The 16,074-nt window shown below is 61.9% G+C and carries 17 protein-coding genes and 1 pseudogene; 8 read left to right on the top strand and 10 right to left on the bottom strand.

Features of this window, described 5'->3' with window-relative positions:
• Window positions 1-101 precede the first annotated feature (101 nt).
• Window positions 102-1,007, top strand: a complete 906-nt coding sequence (locus tag HJ536_RS01565) for a LysR family transcriptional regulator (protein ID WP_176852769.1) — start codon at window positions 102-104, stop codon at window positions 1,005-1,007.
• Window positions 1,008-1,009: 2 nt separating this feature from the next.
• On the opposite strand, the gene HJ536_RS01560 is transcribed toward HJ536_RS01565, so the two are convergent.
• The 4 genes from HJ536_RS01560 to HJ536_RS01545 are packed head-to-tail and all read right to left on the bottom strand — an operon-like array spanning window position 1,010 to window position 3,931.
• Window positions 1,010-1,930, bottom strand: coding sequence for an OmpA family protein (locus tag HJ536_RS01560; RefSeq protein ID WP_176852770.1), 921 nt, complete (start codon window positions 1,928-1,930; stop codon window positions 1,010-1,012).
• Entirely contained in the window at window positions 1,927-2,496 is a 570-nt protein-coding gene (locus HJ536_RS01555; RefSeq protein WP_177156441.1) for a peroxidase-related enzyme, read from the bottom strand. Before HJ536_RS01555 ends, HJ536_RS01560 begins: the two co-directional genes overlap by 4 nt.
• Window positions 2,493-3,209 carry a GNAT family N-acetyltransferase gene (locus HJ536_RS01550; RefSeq protein ID WP_177156440.1) on the bottom strand — a complete coding sequence of 239 codons (717 nt, stop codon included), beginning with the start codon at window positions 3,207-3,209 and terminating at the stop codon, window positions 2,493-2,495. The genes HJ536_RS01555 and HJ536_RS01550 overlap by 4 nt, the downstream gene beginning before the upstream one ends.
• Entirely contained in the window at window positions 3,209-3,931 is a 723-nt protein-coding gene (locus HJ536_RS01545) for a competence/damage-inducible protein A (RefSeq protein ID WP_177156439.1), read from the bottom strand. The genes HJ536_RS01550 and HJ536_RS01545 overlap by 1 nt, the downstream gene beginning before the upstream one ends.
• A gap of 114 nt (window positions 3,932-4,045) precedes the next feature.
• Between HJ536_RS01545 and sfsA the strand changes: the two genes are divergently transcribed.
• Window positions 4,046-4,765, top strand: a complete 720-nt coding sequence (sfsA, locus tag HJ536_RS01540) for a DNA/RNA nuclease SfsA (protein ID WP_177156438.1) — start codon at window positions 4,046-4,048, stop codon at window positions 4,763-4,765.
• A 102-nt stretch (window positions 4,766-4,867) separates the two neighbouring features.
• Complete coding sequence (gene map / locus HJ536_RS01535) at window positions 4,868-5,653, top strand: type I methionyl aminopeptidase (protein WP_228028359.1); 786 nt, start codon at window positions 4,868-4,870, stop codon at window positions 5,651-5,653.
• A 92-nt stretch (window positions 5,654-5,745) separates the two neighbouring features.
• Here the strand turns inward: map and rsmD are convergent, their stop codons facing one another.
• Window positions 5,746-6,306, bottom strand: a complete 561-nt coding sequence (rsmD, locus tag HJ536_RS01530) for a 16S rRNA (guanine(966)-N(2))-methyltransferase RsmD (protein WP_177156437.1) — start codon at window positions 6,304-6,306, stop codon at window positions 5,746-5,748.
• Window positions 6,303-7,508 (bottom strand): NAD(P)/FAD-dependent oxidoreductase, encoded by a 1,206-nt coding sequence (locus HJ536_RS01525; RefSeq protein WP_177156436.1) that lies wholly within the window; start codon window positions 7,506-7,508, stop codon window positions 6,303-6,305. Before HJ536_RS01525 ends, rsmD begins: the two co-directional genes overlap by 4 nt.
• Window positions 7,509-7,601: 93 nt before the next feature.
• Between HJ536_RS01525 and HJ536_RS01520 the strand changes: the two genes are divergently transcribed.
• The 3 genes from HJ536_RS01520 (at window position 7,602) to hemP (ending at window position 8,592) form a co-directional block, all read left to right on the top strand.
• Window positions 7,602-8,090: a peroxiredoxin gene (locus HJ536_RS01520; RefSeq protein ID WP_177156435.1), complete on the top strand. Its 489-nt coding sequence runs from the start codon at window positions 7,602-7,604 to the stop codon at window positions 8,088-8,090.
• Between the two features lie 159 nt (window positions 8,091-8,249).
• Window positions 8,250-8,393 (top strand): hypothetical protein, encoded by a 144-nt coding sequence (locus tag HJ536_RS01515; RefSeq protein WP_176852779.1) that lies wholly within the window; start codon window positions 8,250-8,252, stop codon window positions 8,391-8,393.
• Between the two features lie 37 nt (window positions 8,394-8,430).
• Window positions 8,431-8,592 carry a hemin uptake protein HemP gene (gene hemP / locus HJ536_RS01510; RefSeq protein WP_072708415.1) on the top strand — a complete coding sequence of 54 codons (162 nt, stop codon included), beginning with the start codon at window positions 8,431-8,433 and terminating at the stop codon, window positions 8,590-8,592.
• A gap of 73 nt (window positions 8,593-8,665) precedes the next feature.
• Here the strand turns inward: hemP and HJ536_RS01505 are convergent.
• The 4 genes and pseudogenes from HJ536_RS01505 to HJ536_RS01490 all read right to left on the bottom strand — a co-directional run.
• Window positions 8,666-9,520 (bottom strand): annotated as a pseudogene (locus tag HJ536_RS01505) (ABC transporter permease); the annotation flags it as partial.
• 18 nt (window positions 9,521-9,538) lie between these two features.
• Window positions 9,539-10,813: an ABC transporter permease gene (locus tag HJ536_RS01500; RefSeq protein WP_177156434.1), complete on the bottom strand. Its 1,275-nt coding sequence runs from the start codon at window positions 10,811-10,813 to the stop codon at window positions 9,539-9,541.
• Between the two features lie 148 nt (window positions 10,814-10,961).
• A complete protein-coding gene (locus HJ536_RS01495; RefSeq protein ID WP_176852783.1) occupies window positions 10,962-12,074 on the bottom strand; it encodes an extracellular solute-binding protein in 1,113 nt (370 codons plus the stop codon).
• A 148-nt stretch (window positions 12,075-12,222) separates the two neighbouring features.
• Complete coding sequence (locus HJ536_RS01490; protein ID WP_176852784.1) at window positions 12,223-13,323, bottom strand: ABC transporter ATP-binding protein; 1,101 nt, start codon at window positions 13,321-13,323, stop codon at window positions 12,223-12,225.
• Window positions 13,324-13,721: 398 nt separating this feature from the next.
• On the opposite strand from HJ536_RS01490, the gene HJ536_RS01485 reads away from it, so the two are divergent.
• Both HJ536_RS01485 and argE read left to right on the top strand, forming a co-directional pair.
• Entirely contained in the window at window positions 13,722-14,972 is a 1,251-nt protein-coding gene (locus HJ536_RS01485) for a M24 family metallopeptidase (protein ID WP_177156433.1), read from the top strand.
• The gene (argE, locus tag HJ536_RS01480) at window positions 14,905-16,071 is read left to right on the top strand and encodes an acetylornithine deacetylase (protein WP_177156432.1); all 1,167 of its coding nucleotides are present in this window, start codon (window positions 14,905-14,907) and stop codon (window positions 16,069-16,071) included. The genes HJ536_RS01485 and argE overlap by 68 nt, the downstream gene beginning before the upstream one ends.
• Window positions 16,072-16,074: the final 3 nt, after the last annotated feature.

The raw sequence follows: 16,074 nt of genomic DNA, 5'->3' as shown, positions 1-16,074 counted from the left end.
AACGATCCCTATCATTCCCCGCAATTGTCCGCCCTTGGACACAGTGCTGCCCCATTTGCGCGGCAGGTAAAGGGCAGGACAGAATGCACCGGGGGATCTGCATGGATCGGCTCACTGAAATGGAAGCTTTCGCAACAGTTGTCGATCAAGGCGGCTTTACGGATGCGGCAAAGAAAATGGGGATTTCCAAGTCGGCGGTCTCGAAACACGTGTCTTCTCTGGAGGCCCGACTGGGCGCTAGATTGTTGAACCGTACAACTAGACGCGTGAGCCCGACCGAGATCGGTTTGGCGTATTATGACCGCGCCCGCCGCGTGCTAACTGACGCCGGAGAGGCCGATGCTCTGGTCACTTCGATGCAGGCTGCGCCGTCCGGCCAATTGCGAATTTCGGTGGCGACCGACTTTGGCGTGAACCACCTGAGCCCCGTCATCGGGGACTTCTTGGCGACCTATCCGGACATCAGCGTCAACATGGTGCTGAACAACCGCTACGTCGAGCTGATCTCCGAAGGGTTCGATCTGGCCGTCCGCATTGGCGAGCTGGAAGACAGCTCTTTGCGGGCGCGCAAGCTGACCGACACCACGATCCGCATGATCTGCTCGCCTGCCTATATCGAGAAATACGGCCGCCCCAAGCGTCTGGACGATCTGAACGAGCACAAGCTGCTGCACTATTCGAACCAAGCGAACGGCAGCGTGTGGAAGGTGACCGCCCCCTCGGGTGAAAAGCGCCAGATCCGCACTGCTGGATGGCTCAGCGTCAATGACGGCCAGTCGCTGCTGAACGCGGCGATCTCGGGCCTTGGCATCGCGTATCTGCCGTCGTTCCTGTACGCGGACGCGATGAAGCAGGGCTTGGTCGTGGATGTGATCCCCGATCTGCCGATGGAAACGCAGGGCATCTACGCTGTGTACCCCCCGGGCCGCTTTCCGCAGCCCAAGGTGCGCGCGTTCATCGACTTCCTCGTCGACGCGTTCACCGAAAAAGGCCCCGACGCCTGGTAACCCTATTCGGGTAGCAATACAGCCTCGACGCGCCGGTTGGCGGTGCGTCCGTCCTCGGTGTCGTTGGTGGCAATCGGGGACAAATAGCCTGCGCCCTGAGCATCGACCTGCGCAGCGGGCACCCCAAGGCCACGGACCAGCGCATCGCGCACCGATTGGGCGCGGCTGCGCGAGACCGTGATGTTGCCGTCCAGACTGCCTGTTGCGTCCGTATGGCCCACCAGAACGATCCTGCGGGACGGGTTCTGCTGAAGATACCCTGCCAAAGCCTCTAGGCTGGCGTGCTCTGACCCCGACAGGCTGGTTTTCCCCGTTTCAAAGACCACATCGCTCAGGACTGCGTGGCCGGTGCCAACCAGCTGTTGCAGCACAGGCGTGGCATAGCTGACGGCGGCGGGGGCAGGGGCCTTGGATTGTGTGACTGCGGGGGCTTGGCCGTCCGGCGTTACCAAAATCAGCTGTACGAACCCCAGATTATCGCGGCGACTGACCAAGAGACTCAGGGCCTCCCCCTGATCATTCTCGGTCGAGACAAAGCGGAAGTCGCGCAGGTTCACGTACATCTCGGGGCCGGGGGCCACGCGGGTGCCGAACCGGAAGTCAAACCCGCCGCAATCCAGCGTGGTGCAGGAAAACACGGTGTCGAACCCTTGCAGGGCGACCTGCGCCTTGAGCATATCGAGCAGAGACCTGCTGGTCAGCTCGGGGTTCTGGACCTGCCAGACCTGCACGGACACTTGCCCCTCGACGGTGCGGGTGGGAAGGGTGCCGTTCGCATAGGGGCCCGTGGGCATCTCGTAGCTGTCGGCAGACGGCTCTTCGGAATAGACCAGAGCGGCGCCCGCAGGCACCGCCAGATCAAGGGCAAACACCGGCCCTGCGATCAGCAGGGCGGCCACACCGGAAAGACAGGATCGGATCATCGCGCCAGAGAATGGTATTCGGGGTTGGGCCGCATATCCACAGCCGAGGCCATGCGGTTCGTCATGTTATAGAACGACGCGACCGAGGCGATGTCCCAGATGTCCCGATCTGAGAAGCCATGATCGCGCAGGGCCTGACGGTCGCTTTCCTGAATGGTGCTGCTGGCCACGGTCATCTGGACGGCGAAGTCCAGCATCGCCCGCTGTTTCGCGGTGATCGGGGCGACGCGGTAGTTCATGACCAGCGCCTCGCCCAAGGCCGGATCGCCCGAAAGTTGGCGCACAGCAGCCCCGTGGGCCACCAGACAGTAGAAGCATTTGTTCTGCGAGGACACGGCCACCGCGATCATCTCGCGCTCCAGCTTGGTCAGGCCGCTGTCAGCCAGCATCATGTCGTTGTACATCGCGGTGAACGCGTTCAACTTGTTGATGTCAAACGCATAAGCCCGCAGGACATTCGGCACCATCCCCAGCTTTTCCATGCAAATGTCGAAGTATTTCTGCGTTTCGGGCGGCAGAGGATCGACGGGCGGCAGGTTCAGGGCGGTCGGCTGGTCTGTGGTCATGCGCTGTCCTTTATGCGGTAGTGGTAGTCTCCCACAACCTGCATCCCCAAGGAAGAGTAGAGCGCATTGGCAGGCACATTCCTGCGTGTGACCAATAGCGTCAGTTCGCGCGCGCCCTGTGCGGCGGCCCAGCGTCCGGCGGCGCGCATCAGGTGGCGGCCCAGACCGTTGCCGTGGAATTTCTCCAGCACCTCCAGCGCGTGCAGCATGGCGACGCCGTCATGCATCGCGACATAGGCCACACCTGCGGCGCGGTCATTCGTGCGCCCCAACAAATAGGTTTTCGGCCCCTGCGCCCGCGCCATCACGGCCAAGCGATCAGGCCCGATGCCACCCTCGGCCCAGATTTCCTGCATAATCGCCAGAGGGGTCTCGGATTCAAAGGTGGTCACGCGAGGGATCTCGCCCGCGCCGATCACCGCCGGATCGCCGGAGTAGACGTGGACGGGGTCGATGACCTCGTAGCCTTGGGTTTCCAGCATCTGGTCCAGCGCGGTGTCATCGGGGCGCAGCATGAACAGCTGCCCTTGGCCGATGGCCCTCATCGCGTCCAGCGCCTGCGGAATGTCGGTTTCGGTAACGGGGCCGGTGGCCGAGGCCGCACTGACCCGTTTTCCGCCGCCGCGCCCCTCGCGGATCAGCCAAGGACCGGCGTGGGTGATCGCATAGGGCGGCCATGTGGCGTCCACCACGTCGAAATAGCGGTTGTCCATCAGGCGGCGACCTCGGCGGCAAGGCGGGTCATCGCGGCGTCGATCATCGCGCCATCGGTGCCGCGCATCACGATGTTGGTGCCGTACACCCCGTCCCGCTGGAACGGGTAGGAGCCGATGGACAGCTCGGGGAAATCCGCCGCCAATGCCGCCAAGGGGCTGGCAATGTCGCCTTCGCCGCGCATCAGGCACAGAGTTTGGGACAAGAGGGGCGCGCCGCCGGTCAGATGGGGCAGGACGCTGGCCACCATTGCTTGGAACACACTGGGTACGCCCGCCATGACGTTCACGTTCTCCAGCGTGAAGCCGGGCGCGGTGCTGACCGGATTGTCGATCAGGGTGGCATCATCGGGGATGCGGGCCATGCGCAGACGGGCGGCGTTCAGCTCTTGGCCGCGGGCGTCGTAATGGGCTTGCAGCAGCGCCCGCGCATCATCGCGCACGTCGATATGCTTGCCAAAGGCGGCGGCGATGCAGTCTGCGGTGATGTCGTCGTGGGTCGGCCCGATCCCGCCCGAGGTAAACACATGGTCATAACCCGCCGACAGCGCCTGAACCGCCGCGACAATGGCGTCACGGTCATCGCTGACCACGCGGGCCTCTTTCAGGTCGATCCCGATTTTGGTCAGTTCGCCCGCCAGATAATGCATGTTGGAATCGCGCGTGCGGCCCGACAGAATTTCGTCTCCGATCACGAGCATGGCTGCGGTGGGGTTGGGCATGGGGGCGCTCCGGTCTGGGGTGTTTCGGGGCAGATGCTAGGGCAGCACAGGGGGCATTTCCATAGCCGCAGGACGGATTTGCCAAACTTGGCCGATGGCCGTACATCCGGTGCTATGGAATTCACAACGCCCCTGATCCCTGCGCGCCTGATCCGGCGCTATAACCGGTTCCTCTCGGACATGATCCTCGAGGAGACGGGACAGGAGGTGCGCGCCCATTGCCCGAACCCCGGCGCGATGCTGGGTCTGAAGGACGCCGGTATGCGTTGCTGGCTGGAGCCGAACGACGACCCCAAGAAGAAGCTGAACTACGGCTGGCGGCTGGTTGAATTAGAGGGCGGGCATATGGCGGGGATCGACACCTCGATCCCGAACCGCGTTGTGGCCGAGGGGCTGCGGACGGGGCTGGTCCCCGAACTGGCGCAATACGCCAATATCCGGCCAGAGGTGAAATACGGCAACGGCAGTCGGGTCGATTTCCTGCTGACCGGCGATGGCCTGCCCGACGCCTATGTCGAGGTCAAAAGCGTGACCCTGCGGGATGGCGACTGGGCCGAGTTCCCCGATTGCGTGACCGCCCGCGGGGCCAAACACTTGGCCGAACTGACCGAGATGGTGGCGCTGGGGCACCGCGCGGTGATGCTGTTTCTGGTCCAGAGGACCGATTGCAAGCAGTTCCGGCTGGCCGCGCATCTGGACCCTGCCTATGCCCGCGCATTTGACGCGGCCCGTGCCGCTGGCGTCGAGGCGATCTGCTATGGTACGGATATCACTGTGGACGGCGTGTTTTTCGGCCATCAGATGCCGGTAGCCCCTTCCCCTCAGGCGATATGATTGCCAATGGTGCGTGCATTCTGGCAAATGGCCGTAAACCTACTTAGATATGGCTCAGCGACGACAAAGGAGAGCCCGTTGGAAAAGCAACACCATGGGCGGATGACCAAAGACGGAATCCGTATTCACGAGGCAGCCGATTTTGCGGGGATGCATGCGGCGGGCCGTCTGGCTGCGCAAATTCTGGACGAAATCGCCGAGCACGTGTTTGTCGGACAGACCACCGGTGAAATCGACCGCATCATCGAAGACAAAGTGAACGCGGCGGGGGCGATCTCGGCCACGATCGGGTATCGCGGGTACAAGCACGCCAGCTGTATCAGTGTGAACCACGTGGTCTGCCATGGCATCCCCGGCGACAAGAAGCTGAAGGACGGCGACGTTCTGAACATCGACGTGACGGTGATCGTGGATGGCTGGTACGGCGACACCAGCCGCATGTACGTCGCGGGCAAGATGAACCGCAAAGCCGAGCGTCTGCTGGACGTCACTCACGAAGCGCTGATGCGCGGCATCGAGGTGGTCAAGCCGGGGAACACATTTGGCGACATCGGCCACGCCATCCAGAGCTTTGTCGAGGCGCAGCGTATGTCTGTGGTCCGCGATTTCTGCGGCCATGGTCTGGGTACTGTGTTCCACGCGCCGCCGAACGTGCTGCACTATGGCCGTCCGGGCACCGGTCCTGTTCTGGAAGAGGGCATGTTCTTTACCATCGAGCCGATGGTGAACCTCGGTCGCCCCGAAACCAAGGTTCTGGCCGACGACTGGACCGCCGTGACCCGCGACAAATCTCTGAGCGCGCAGTTCGAGCATTCCATCGGTGTGACGGCGGACGGCTGCGAGATTTTCACCCTGTCCCCTGCGGGCAAGTTCCACCCCACGTGGTGATGACACGCCGCTGGCTGGCGGCGTAATGTGGGTATTTTTGCCAAGATGAAGGGGAGGGCGCGGTGCCTTCCCCTTTTTATTTGGAGCTTATGTCAGGCCGGTTCCGCGAAGGTGATATGGGTGTCCCCGAACTTCCGGTGTTCGCGCAGGAAATAGCCCGCTGGCGGGAGTTGGGGGCTGTTCTCTTCCCAGATGATCAGGGCGTTCGGGGCGATCCAGCCGCCGTTCAGGGCTGAGGTGAGCGCCTGTTCCCCCAGCGATTTGCCATAGGGCGGGTCAAGGAAGATGACGTCGAACGGGGCGCCGTCGTTCTGGCCCAGATCGGTGGCGTCGCGGCGCAGCAGGCGGGTGGCGCCGATGGCGCGGCATTTGTCGATGTTCTCGCGGATCAGGGCGCGGGATTTCACGCCGTCGTCCACAAAGGTCACATGTTTGGCGCCGCGCGACAGGGCCTCGAGGCCCAAGGCGCCGGTACCTGCGAACAGATCCAGCACGCGGGCGTCCACGATGGGGGAGACGCCGCCCTGATTGCCGATGATGTTGAACAGGCTCTCGCGGACGCGGTCCGAGGTGGGGCGCAGGTGGGCGGCGGCGTCGCCTTCGCCCACTTCGGCCAGCTTGAGGCCACGCCATTGGCCGGCGATGATCCTCATTTCAGCAGGTCCTTCATGTCGGTGGCGGCTTGGACGGCCTCGGGGGCGGGGCTACGGCCGGCCTCGATCAGGCGTTTGGCAACCATAAAGGCGCGGGGATCGTTCATCGCGTCCACGGCCAGCAGGGTTTCCCCGGCGTAGTACCAGAAGGACACCGAGCCGTTGCCGTTGTCCCGCGTGATGATCCGATCATAGCCGGTGTTCAGGCCCGCGATCTGGAGTTTCACGTCGTACTGGTCAGACCAGAACCAAGGTTTGGGCACATAGGCCTCATTGCTGCCAAGCATGTTGCGGGCCACGCATTCGGCCTGATCAATGGCGTTCGGGACGCTTTCCAGACGCAGGCGCGCCTCGCGGTAGGGGAAGCTGGTGCAATCGCCCGCAGCCCAGATGTCGGGCGCGCTGGTGCGGCCTTGGGCGTCGACGGCGATGCCGTTGTCCAGCGTGATGCCTGCAGCCTCGGCCAATCCGGTGGTGGGGTGGATGCCGACACCGACGATGACCAGATCGACCTCAAGCGTGCTGCCATCCGCCAGTTCGGCCGAGGTGACGCGGCCATCGGTGCCGTTCAGACGGGCTAGGCCGATGCCTTCGCGCAGGTCAACGCCGTGGGACTGGTGCAGGGCGCGGAAATAGTCGGCGGTTTCGGGGGCCGCAACGCGGCCCAGAATGCGAGGGGCGGCCTCGACCAGCGTGACCTGCATTTCGCGTTTCGCGCAGACCGCTGCAGCCTCGAGGCCGATATAGCCGCCGCCGACGATCAGCACGCGCTTGCCTGCGGTGGCCTCGGGGGCCATGGCGTCCACGTCGGACAGGTTGCGCACCACATAAACGCCAGCCAGATCGCCGCCAATCGCAGCGGGCAGGTGGCGCGGGGACGATCCGGTGGTCAGCACCAACTGGTCCCAAGAAATCACGTCAGACCCTGCGGTGACGGTTTTGCCCGCCACGTCGATCGCATCCACGCGCTGGCCCAGACGCAGGGTCACGCCATTGTCCGCATACCATTGCTCGGGGCGCAGGAAGAGGCGCTCTAGCGGCATATCCCCCAGCAAATAGGCCTTGGACAGGGGAGGGCGCTGATAGGGGGGCACGGGCTCTTCGCCAAAGAGGGTGATCGCGCCGTCGAAACCACGCTTGCGCAGTTCGGCAATTAAGGACGCTGCGGCCTGACCTGCACCGATAACAACAATGTGAGACATTTCCACGGGCGCTCCTATGTAGTTCTATGGGCCTGCACAGGACCTGAATAAACGCAGGCTAGCTGCGAACGCAATTCGTCAGAGGGAAAACACATGACTATTTCTATCGGGGATACGCTGCCCGGAGCCACCATGCTGGTGATGGGAGAAGCCGGACCGCAGGGCGTTGATCTGGCCGAGAAAATGAACGGCCGCAAGGTTGTGATTTTTGGCCTGCCGGGCGCCTATACCGGCGTGTGCAGCACCGCGCACGTCCCCAGCTTTATCCGCTCGATGGATGCGCTGAAGGCCAAAGGCGTGGACGAAGTGATCTGCGTTTCGGTCAACGATCCCTTTGTTATGTCCGCTTGGGCCAAGGACACCGGCGCCGCTGACGCTGGCTTGACCATGCTGGGTGACGCCGATGGTGCTTGGACCGCAGCGATCGGGATGGACTTTACCGCGCCGCCCGCTGGCCTGATCGGCCGCTCGAAGCGTTATTCGCTGGTGGCAGAGAACGGCGTTGTGACCGTGCTGAACCTCGAGGAAAGCCCGGGCGTTTGCGAACTGTCCGCAGGCGAGACTCTGGTCGATCAGATCTGATTGGCTGATGCCCGCGAAATGACCAAAGGCCCGCCGTCATTGGCGGGTCTTTTTGTTTGGGTGTTCAGGGGGATTGACTAATACGACAAAAATAGTCAGGTTTAACTCAGCCAACCTGAATCGGGTCAGCCAGCGCACAAGTCAATCAGGACACCCACAATGACCCAACCGCCCAAGGCCGCCCCCGTTCAGGACCGTGATACCCGCGCCTCTGTTTTGCGCGCCATTCTTGCCGAGTTGCCGTGGCCGGTGGACCTGAGTGCCGAGCGCTTGCTGGACCACATCGAAATCCGCGACTTCTGATGCCGCGCGCACCGCAAGGATATTTCCAATGAACATGATGACCTCGACGTTCCGCACCGCCAGCCCGCATTCCCCCGAACTGCCCCTGCACATCGCCGAGGAGCTGACCGCAGGCGGCGCGCAGGCGCTGATCCAACTGGGGGACCAGATCTATACCCTGCGGATCACCCGTCAGGGGAAACTGATCCTGACCAAATAATTCCGCTCACTGAACGTAGGAAGGGCGCCCTTGATCGGGGCGCCCTTTGGCATTTCCGGTGATGCGCGGGGCCTTAGCCCGGGCTCATGCCGCGCAGTTTCTCGCTGCGGCGACGGAGCATTTCCACGGTGGTCAGCAGCGCGATCGAGATCACAACCAGAATGGTCGCCACCGCCAGAATGGTCGGCGAGATCTGTTCGCGCAGGCCGATGAACATCTGCCACGGCAGGGTCTTCTGACCGGCCGAACCCACCAGCAGCACCACAACAACTTCGTCGAACGAGGTGATAAAGGCGAACAGGCCACCCGAAATCACGCCGGGCAGGATCAGCGGCATCTGCACCTTGAAGAAGGTGGTCACAGGGTCCGCCCCCATGTTCGCCGCCGCGCGGGTCAGGCTGCGGTCAAAGCTGCTGAGCGTTGCGGTGACGGTGATGATCACGAACGGAATGCCCAGTGCAGCGTGGGCCAGAATAACACCGGCCAAGGTGCCCTGCAGGCTGACGCTCGAGTAGAAGAAGAACATACCGGCCGAGGTTATGATCAGTGGAACGATCATCGGCGAGATCAGCAGCGCCATGATCTGACGCTTGTAGGGGACGTGCGGTTGGCTCAGGCCGATGGCGGCCAAGGTGCCAAGGCTGACCGACAGCAGCGTCGCCGCAGGCGCGATGATCAGCGAGTTGCTGAACGCTTGCAGCCAGCTGTAATCCCCGTTCGCCCCAAGGAAATCGCGGTAGTGTTTCAGCGAATATCCCGCAGGGTCCAGACGCAGCATTTCCGGCGTAAAGGTAAAGAAGTCCTGCGCGTTAAAGCTGAGCGGGATCACGATCAGGATCGGGAAGATCAGGTAGAAAAAGACCAGCCCGCAGAACACCCGGAACGCGTAGTACCAGATTTTCTGACCCGTCGTCGCATAAGGAGGGAGTGTGGTTGCCATGATTGATTACCCCAGCTTCACGTTATCGATGCCGACGAGCTTGTCGTAGACGTAGTACAGCAGCAGAACGATCAGCAGCATGATCGTGCCCAGTGCGGCGGCCAGACCCCAGTTACCCATGGACGAGAACTGGAAGTAGATGCGGTTCGAGATAAAGGTACCGTCTGCGCCACCCACCAGCTCGGGGGTGATGAAGTAGCCAACCGCCAGAATAAAGGTCAGCAGGGCGCCCGCGCCGATGCCTGGCAGGGTCTGGGGGAAGTACACCCGCAGGAACGCGGTGGTGTTATCGGCCCCCAGAGATTTCGCGGCGCGCAGGTACGACGGCGGGATGGTCTTCATCACAGAATACAGCGGCAGGATCATAAAGGGCAGCAGGATGTGGGTCATCGCGATCACCACGCCAAGCTGGTTGTTGATTAGGCTCAGACGCTCGGTAAAGCCGATGGCGACCCAGATATCGTTGATGACGCCCTGCTCTTGCAGCAGGATTTTCCATGCCGACGTCCGCACCAGCAGCGAGGTCCAGAAGGGCAGCAGAACAAGGATCATCAGCAGGTTCGAGGTGCGCAGCGGCAGGTCCGCCAGCAGCCATGCCACGGGGTAGCCCACAGCCAGCGTACACAGGGTGATCAGCGCGCTCAGCCACAGGGTCCGGATCATCAGCTTCTGGTAGATGCGCTGGTCGGGCTCCTTCATCTGGACGCCGTCCAAGGTACGCTCGGCGTCAAAGGCGGCCATGTAGTAGCTGGCAGTGTAATAGCCCGAGTTCGCCTTGATGGTGGCCCAGTATTCGATCTTGCCCCAGTCTTTATCCATGCCGATCAGCTCGGATTTGAAGTCGGTGACCTGATCGATCTTGAGGCGCGAAATCGGGCGACCCGATTTACGGAACAGCGACGACATGCCGGGGGTTTCATAGTTGAAACGGCGCCCCAGCTGGGTGTGCTGTTTGTTTTCGAATGCAGCGGCAAAGTCGATGGCCATCGCCTTGAACGCGGCTTCGGAGGGCAGCTCGCCGGTGGCGGGGTCCCAATCCTCGAGCGCGACGACGACGTTCGGCAGGATATCGGGGACGTAGTCGGTGCCCGCCGTATTCTGGACCGAGCGCATCAGCATCGAGCCGATGGGCATGATAAACGAAACTAGCACAAAAATCAGAAGAGGTGCGATCAGCAGCAGAGCCATCCGCTTTTGCCGCTTCAATGCTTTTGCAAGACTTTGCTTGAGAGGCGTGCCGTCGGCGGCCAGCATCGGGCCATTCGTCGATGTTTCAGCCATGTGTATCCCTGTTGAAAGGTCTGCGCCGGTTAACCGGCGTCTTGAAAAGTTGTTGGGCAAAGCCCGTCAGCGGGCTTGGCGCAAGAACTTCGTCTGTCGGAAAAGCAGGGGTAGAGAGGGGGACGAGCCCCCTCTCCGGGTGCGAAGATTACTTCAGTAGCCATGCCTGGAACTGTGCGTCCAGGTCGTCACGGTAGCTTGCCCACCAGTCGTAGTTGAACAGGAAGGTGTTCTTGGCGTTGTTGGGATCGGTCGGCATGTGCGGCGCCATTTCGATGCCCAGTTCGGCGTGCTTGCCAACCAGCGGAGCCGACGATGCGCGTGCGGGGCCGTACGAGATGAACTTGGCCTGATCCGCCAGACGCTGGGTGTCGGTTGCGAACTTCAGGAAGTCCAGCGCGCGAGCCTGACGCTCTGCGGGCAGGTTCGCGGGGATGATCCAACCGTCAAGGTCGAACATCTGCCAATCCCAGAGCATGCCGATGGGCTGGCCCTGCTCGGCGATTGCCGAGAACAGACGACCGTTATAGGTCGAACCGATGGTGACTTCGCCGTCAGCCAGCAGCTGCGGGGTTTCGGCGCCGGCCGACCACCAGACAACGTTGTCCTTGATGGTGTCGAGCTTGGCGAACGCCTGAGCAACGCCTTCGGGGGTCTCGAGGGTGGTGTAAACGTCGTCGATGGCGACGCCGTCACAGATCAGAGCCCACTCCATGTTGCCGATCGGACGCTTTTCCAGCGAACGCTTGCCGGGGAACTTCTCGGTGTCGAAGATGTCGCAAACGCTGGTCGGCGCTTCGGGCAGCAGGTCGGTGCGGTAGCCGAAGGTGGTCGAGTACACGATCTGGGGCACGAAGCACGAGCTGACCATCAGGTCGCCGAAGTCGTCAGCCGCTTTGGTGCCGTCGGGCGCGTCTGCCAGCATGGTATCGGGATCGATTTCCATGGCCAGGCCTTCGTCGCACAGACGCATCGCGTCAGCAGCCACAACGTCCACCACATCCCAGGTGATGTTGCCGGCTTCTGCCATTGCGCGCAGCTTGGTCACGGCTTCTGCCGAGCTTTCGTCGGTGATCACCTTGAGGCCATCGTTCATCGCCTGATAGGGCTCGATGTACGCTTTGACCTGGCTGTTCTGATATGCACCACCCCAGGAAACAACAGTCATTTCGCCTGCCATCGAGCCGTGGCTCTCGGCAAACGCAGCACCAGCGGCAAGGGTCAGCGCCGTGGTGGTCATCATCATCTTGGTGAGTTTCATGTGTTACTCCCTATGTGTCGCCCGGTTGGATTGTTCTGGAACCCGACCCCGGGGCAGGCCTGCGGTTCCTTGCCGCGCATACCACTTCGGCTGCGGGGCCACCGCGCCGTTGTGGTCGGCGCGGTATTCTGAGTGTAACGCCGAATTTTTATGCGTCTAGGGCTCTGCAGTCGTCTGCCAGCCAGCCGATGTCGATCATCTCGCCGGGTTGCAGGCGCCGCTGGTCAGGGGCGTTACGGGTTTTGATGACAAAGTCGTCGGTACCGGCCACACGCAGGCGGGTGCGGAAGATGTCGCCCATGTAGACGAACTCCAGCACTTCGGCCTTGAGGGTGTGTGCATCGGGGTGCAGACGGTTCTTGTCGATTTCTACGCGCTCGGGACGGATCGAGACCTTGGTGCGCTCGCCCACCTTGGAGACGTTCACGGGGCGGCAGTCGATGACCTCGCCGCTGTCCAGACGGACCACAGCGCGGTTGCCGCTGATCTGCTGGACGACGCCCTCGATGGTGTTGTTCTCGCCGATGAACTGCGCGACGAAGCTGTTCTGGGGTGCTTCGTACAGCTCGTCCGGTGGAGCCAGCTGCTGGATGCGGCCGTCGTTGAATACGGCAACGCGGTCCGACATGGTAAGCGCTTCGGTCTGGTCGTGGGTCACGTAAACGGTGGTGATGCCCAGATTGTGCGCGATGCGGGTGATTTCGAACTGCATGTGTTCGCGCAGCTGTTTGTCGAGCGCGCCAAGCGGCTCGTCCATCAGAACCAGCTCGGGTTCGAACACCAGTGCTCGGGCCAGAGCGATACGCTGCTGCTGACCGCCCGAAAGCTGCGCAGGACGGCGGCCACCAAAGGCACCCATCTGCACCATGTCCAGCGCGCGCTTGACCTTGGCTTCACGCTCGGACTTGCCCATTTTGCGGACTTCGAGCGGGAAGGCCAAGTTCTCGGCCACGGTCATGTGGGGGAACAGGGCGTAGTTCTGAAAGACCATCCCGATGCCGCGCTTGTGGGGCGGGATGTTGTTGATGGGCTTGCCGCCAAGCTTGATCTCGCCGTGGGTCGCTGTTTCGAAACCGGCAAGCATCATGAGGCAAGTCGTCTTGCCCGAACCCGACGGCCCGAGCATAGTCAGAAACTCGCCCTTGGGCATCGTCAGGTTCAAATCTTTGACGACCAGAGTTTCGCCATCATAACTCTTTTGCACGCGTTCGAAGGCAACGAACGCATCGTTTGAATATGTCTGCGCCAAAACTGGCTCCCTGTTTACCGGCAGCTTTTTGGTGCTGCGCTTTTTCGCCTTTGACTAAAACGCGTGCAGTCGAGTCTTGCAACAGCGTCGTAGGCTCAAATGATCCTTCTTTAATGAAGTCAGTTCAAACGATTGATATGCTGTATGGAAGCCGACCAAATGGACTATAAATGCGACCTGAACAGGAAATGTGGTGTGCACGGAAAATGCACATTCGTTGTCACGGTTTCCCAATTCTTACAGGCGATATCGCTAACAGACCTCCCAAAGATCACGGCGTACGGGGAATCTGCTAATCGGGCGGGGGCTGTTCGCGACGTCCTTCGTCGCTTTTAACGGGACAGACATGACCCTTTTGCGACAGGCTGGCCCCAAGCACATCGCACAGGAGGGTCGCTATGCCTGCTCTGGAACTGCCGTTCTCGTCCGCTGAATATGCTCGCCGGTTGGCTTTGGTCAGGGCCGCGATGGACAAGGCCGGTCTGGACGCGCTGTTCGTGACCGATCCGTCGAACATGGCATGGATCACGGCCTATGACGGGTGGTCGTTCTATGTGCATCAGGGGGTGATTGTCCGCCCCGATGGGGATCCGATCTGGTGGGGCCGCGGGCAGGACGCCAATGGCGCGGTGCGGACGGTCTGGATGGCGGACGACCACGTGCGCGGCTACCGCGATAACTACGTGCAGTCCTTGGTGCGCCACCCGATGCAGGATCTGGCTGCCATCTTTCGCGAGCTGGGTCTGGAATCGGCGCGCATCGGGCTGGAGCTGGACAACTACTATTTCTCGGCCAAGGCGCACATCACCTTGGTGGCCGAACTGCCCGATGCCTCGTTCGAGGAGGCGACGGGGCTGGTGAACCGCCAGCGGTCGGTGAAATCCGGCGAAGAGATCACCTTTATGCGCCGTGCGGCCAAGATCACCGACAAGATCATCAACGGCCTGCGGGAGCGGGTCGTGGCCGGTATTCCCAAGAACGAGATCGTGGCCGAGGTGCTGCGTGATGGTGCCTTGGGTGCCGATGGCCACTGGGGGGACTATCCCGCGATCGTCCCGCTGCTGCCCTCGGGCACCGATGCGGCCGCACCCCATCTGACATGGGACGGACGGCCCTTTGCCAACGGTGAGGCAACGTTCTTTGAGGTTTCGGGCTGCTATCGCCGGTACCACGCGCCCCTGTCGCGGACGATCTATCTGGGCCAGCCCGATGATACCTTCAAACGGGCCGAGGCAGCGCTGGTGGGGGGCCTAGAGGCCGGATTGGACGCCGCCCGCGCGGGCAACAGAGCCTGCGATATTGCCAATGCATTGGCCGGTCCCCTAGAGGCTGCGGGCATCAAACGCGGCGAGCGGTGTGGATATCCCATCGGCCTGAGCTACCCTCCGGACTGGGGCGAACGAACCATCAGCCTGCGGGCCGAGGACGAAACCGTCCTGCAACCGGGAATGACTTTCCATTTTATGCCGGGCTTGTGGATGCAAGACTGGGGGATGGAAATCACCGAATCCATTTTGATCACCGATAGCGGCCCCGCAGAGTGTTTCTGTACCCAGCCGCGCCAACTGTTTGTAAAGACAAATGAACAAGCTATCCCGCGCCCAAGCGATATTGGCGGATCTGATCCGGTTTCCCTCGATCTCGGTTGACTCGAACGCCGACATTATCGGCTATCTTCAGGACGCTCTGACTCAGGTCGGGGCCCGTGTGACCCTTCAGCATGATGCCACGGGGGCCAAGGCGAACCTGTGGGCCACCCTTGGTCCCGAGGTGGACGGGGGCATTGTGCTGTCCGGCCATTCCGATGTGGTGCCGGTGGCGGATCAGGATTGGTCCAGCGATCCCTTTGAGATGGTCGAACGGGACGGGCGGCTCTATGGCCGTGGCGCCTGCGATATGAAGGGGTTCATTGCCTGCTGTATCGCGCTGTTGCCCGATCTGGATGTGTCGGCGCTGAAGCGGCCGCTGCACTTTGCCTTTACCTATGACGAGGAAACCGGCTGTCTGGGGGCGCAGGCTTTGGTGGGGTTGTTACGGAATAATCCGCTAAAACCATCTATCGCCGTAATTGGTGAGCCGACCGAGATGCGCGTGATCGAAGGGCACAAGGGCTGCTGCGAATACACCACCCATTTCACCGGTCTCGAGGGGCACGGAAGCGCGCCTGACGCCGGAGTGAATGCGGTCGAATATGCGGTGCGTTACGTTGGCCACCTGCTGGAGGTCCGCGAGGCATTGAAGATGCGCGCGCCTCATGGGGGGCGGTTTGATCCGCCTTGGACCACTTTGAACATCGGGGGTCTGCATGGGGGCGTGGCCCACAACGTGATCCCCGGCAAGGCGATGGTGGAGTGGGAATTCCGGCCGGTTCAGCCCTCGGACTATGATTATGTGACCGAGGAAGTGCGCGCATTTGTCGGCGAGGTGCTGCTGCCCGCCATGCGAGAGGTTCATCCCGACGCGGATGTGGTGACCGAAACGATTGGAGAGGTCGCGGGGCTGGAACCGATGGAGCGCAACGCCGCCCGTGATCTGGTGCTGGCCCTGATAGGGGCGAATGACGTGGACGTTGTGGCCTTTGGCACCGAAGGGGGGCTGTTCCAGTCTTTGGGCATGGACGTGGTGGTTTGCGGACCCGGCAGCATCGTGCAGGCGCACAAGCCCGACGAGTATGTCGAGATTGCGCAGCTGGAGATGTGTTTGAACATGCTCGACGGCATCACGGCGCGGCTGATGGAAGCGCAGTGAGTA

It is taken from the genome of Donghicola mangrovi (assembly GCF_013377535.1).
Taxonomy (GTDB): Bacteria; Pseudomonadota; Alphaproteobacteria; order Rhodobacterales; family Rhodobacteraceae; genus Donghicola; species Donghicola mangrovi.
The sequence above is the reverse complement of the archived record's forward strand: the minus strand, read 5'-3'. Positions and strand labels throughout refer to the sequence as shown.

Coding starts and splice junctions, on each gene's coding strand:
- HJ536_RS01565 (WP_176852769.1), top strand. CDS start 102: ATGGATCGGCTCACTGAAATGGAAGCTTTCGCAACAGTTGTCGATCAA.
- HJ536_RS01560 (WP_176852770.1), bottom strand. CDS start 1,930: ATGATCCGATCCTGTCTTTCCGGTGTGGCCGCCCTGCTGATCGCAGGG.
- HJ536_RS01555 (WP_177156441.1), bottom strand. CDS start 2,496: ATGACCACAGACCAGCCGACCGCCCTGAACCTGCCGCCCGTCGATCCT.
- HJ536_RS01550 (WP_177156440.1), bottom strand. CDS start 3,209: ATGGACAACCGCTATTTCGACGTGGTGGACGCCACATGGCCGCCCTAT.
- HJ536_RS01545 (WP_177156439.1), bottom strand. CDS start 3,931: ATGCCCAACCCCACCGCAGCCATGCTCGTGATCGGAGACGAAATTCTG.
- sfsA (WP_177156438.1), top strand. CDS start 4,046: ATGGAATTCACAACGCCCCTGATCCCTGCGCGCCTGATCCGGCGCTAT.
- map (WP_228028359.1), top strand. CDS start 4,868: ATGACCAAAGACGGAATCCGTATTCACGAGGCAGCCGATTTTGCGGGG.
- rsmD (WP_177156437.1), bottom strand. CDS start 6,306: ATGAGGATCATCGCCGGCCAATGGCGTGGCCTCAAGCTGGCCGAAGTG.
- HJ536_RS01525 (WP_177156436.1), bottom strand. CDS start 7,508: ATGTCTCACATTGTTGTTATCGGTGCAGGTCAGGCCGCAGCGTCCTTA.
- HJ536_RS01520 (WP_177156435.1), top strand. CDS start 7,602: ATGACTATTTCTATCGGGGATACGCTGCCCGGAGCCACCATGCTGGTG.
- HJ536_RS01515 (WP_176852779.1), top strand. CDS start 8,250: ATGACCCAACCGCCCAAGGCCGCCCCCGTTCAGGACCGTGATACCCGC.
- hemP (WP_072708415.1), top strand. CDS start 8,431: ATGACCTCGACGTTCCGCACCGCCAGCCCGCATTCCCCCGAACTGCCC.
- HJ536_RS01500 (WP_177156434.1), bottom strand. CDS start 10,813: ATGGCTGAAACATCGACGAATGGCCCGATGCTGGCCGCCGACGGCACG.
- HJ536_RS01495 (WP_176852783.1), bottom strand. CDS start 12,074: ATGAAACTCACCAAGATGATGATGACCACCACGGCGCTGACCCTTGCC.
- HJ536_RS01485 (WP_177156433.1), top strand. CDS start 13,722: ATGCCTGCTCTGGAACTGCCGTTCTCGTCCGCTGAATATGCTCGCCGG.
- argE (WP_177156432.1), top strand. CDS start 14,905: ATGAACAAGCTATCCCGCGCCCAAGCGATATTGGCGGATCTGATCCGG.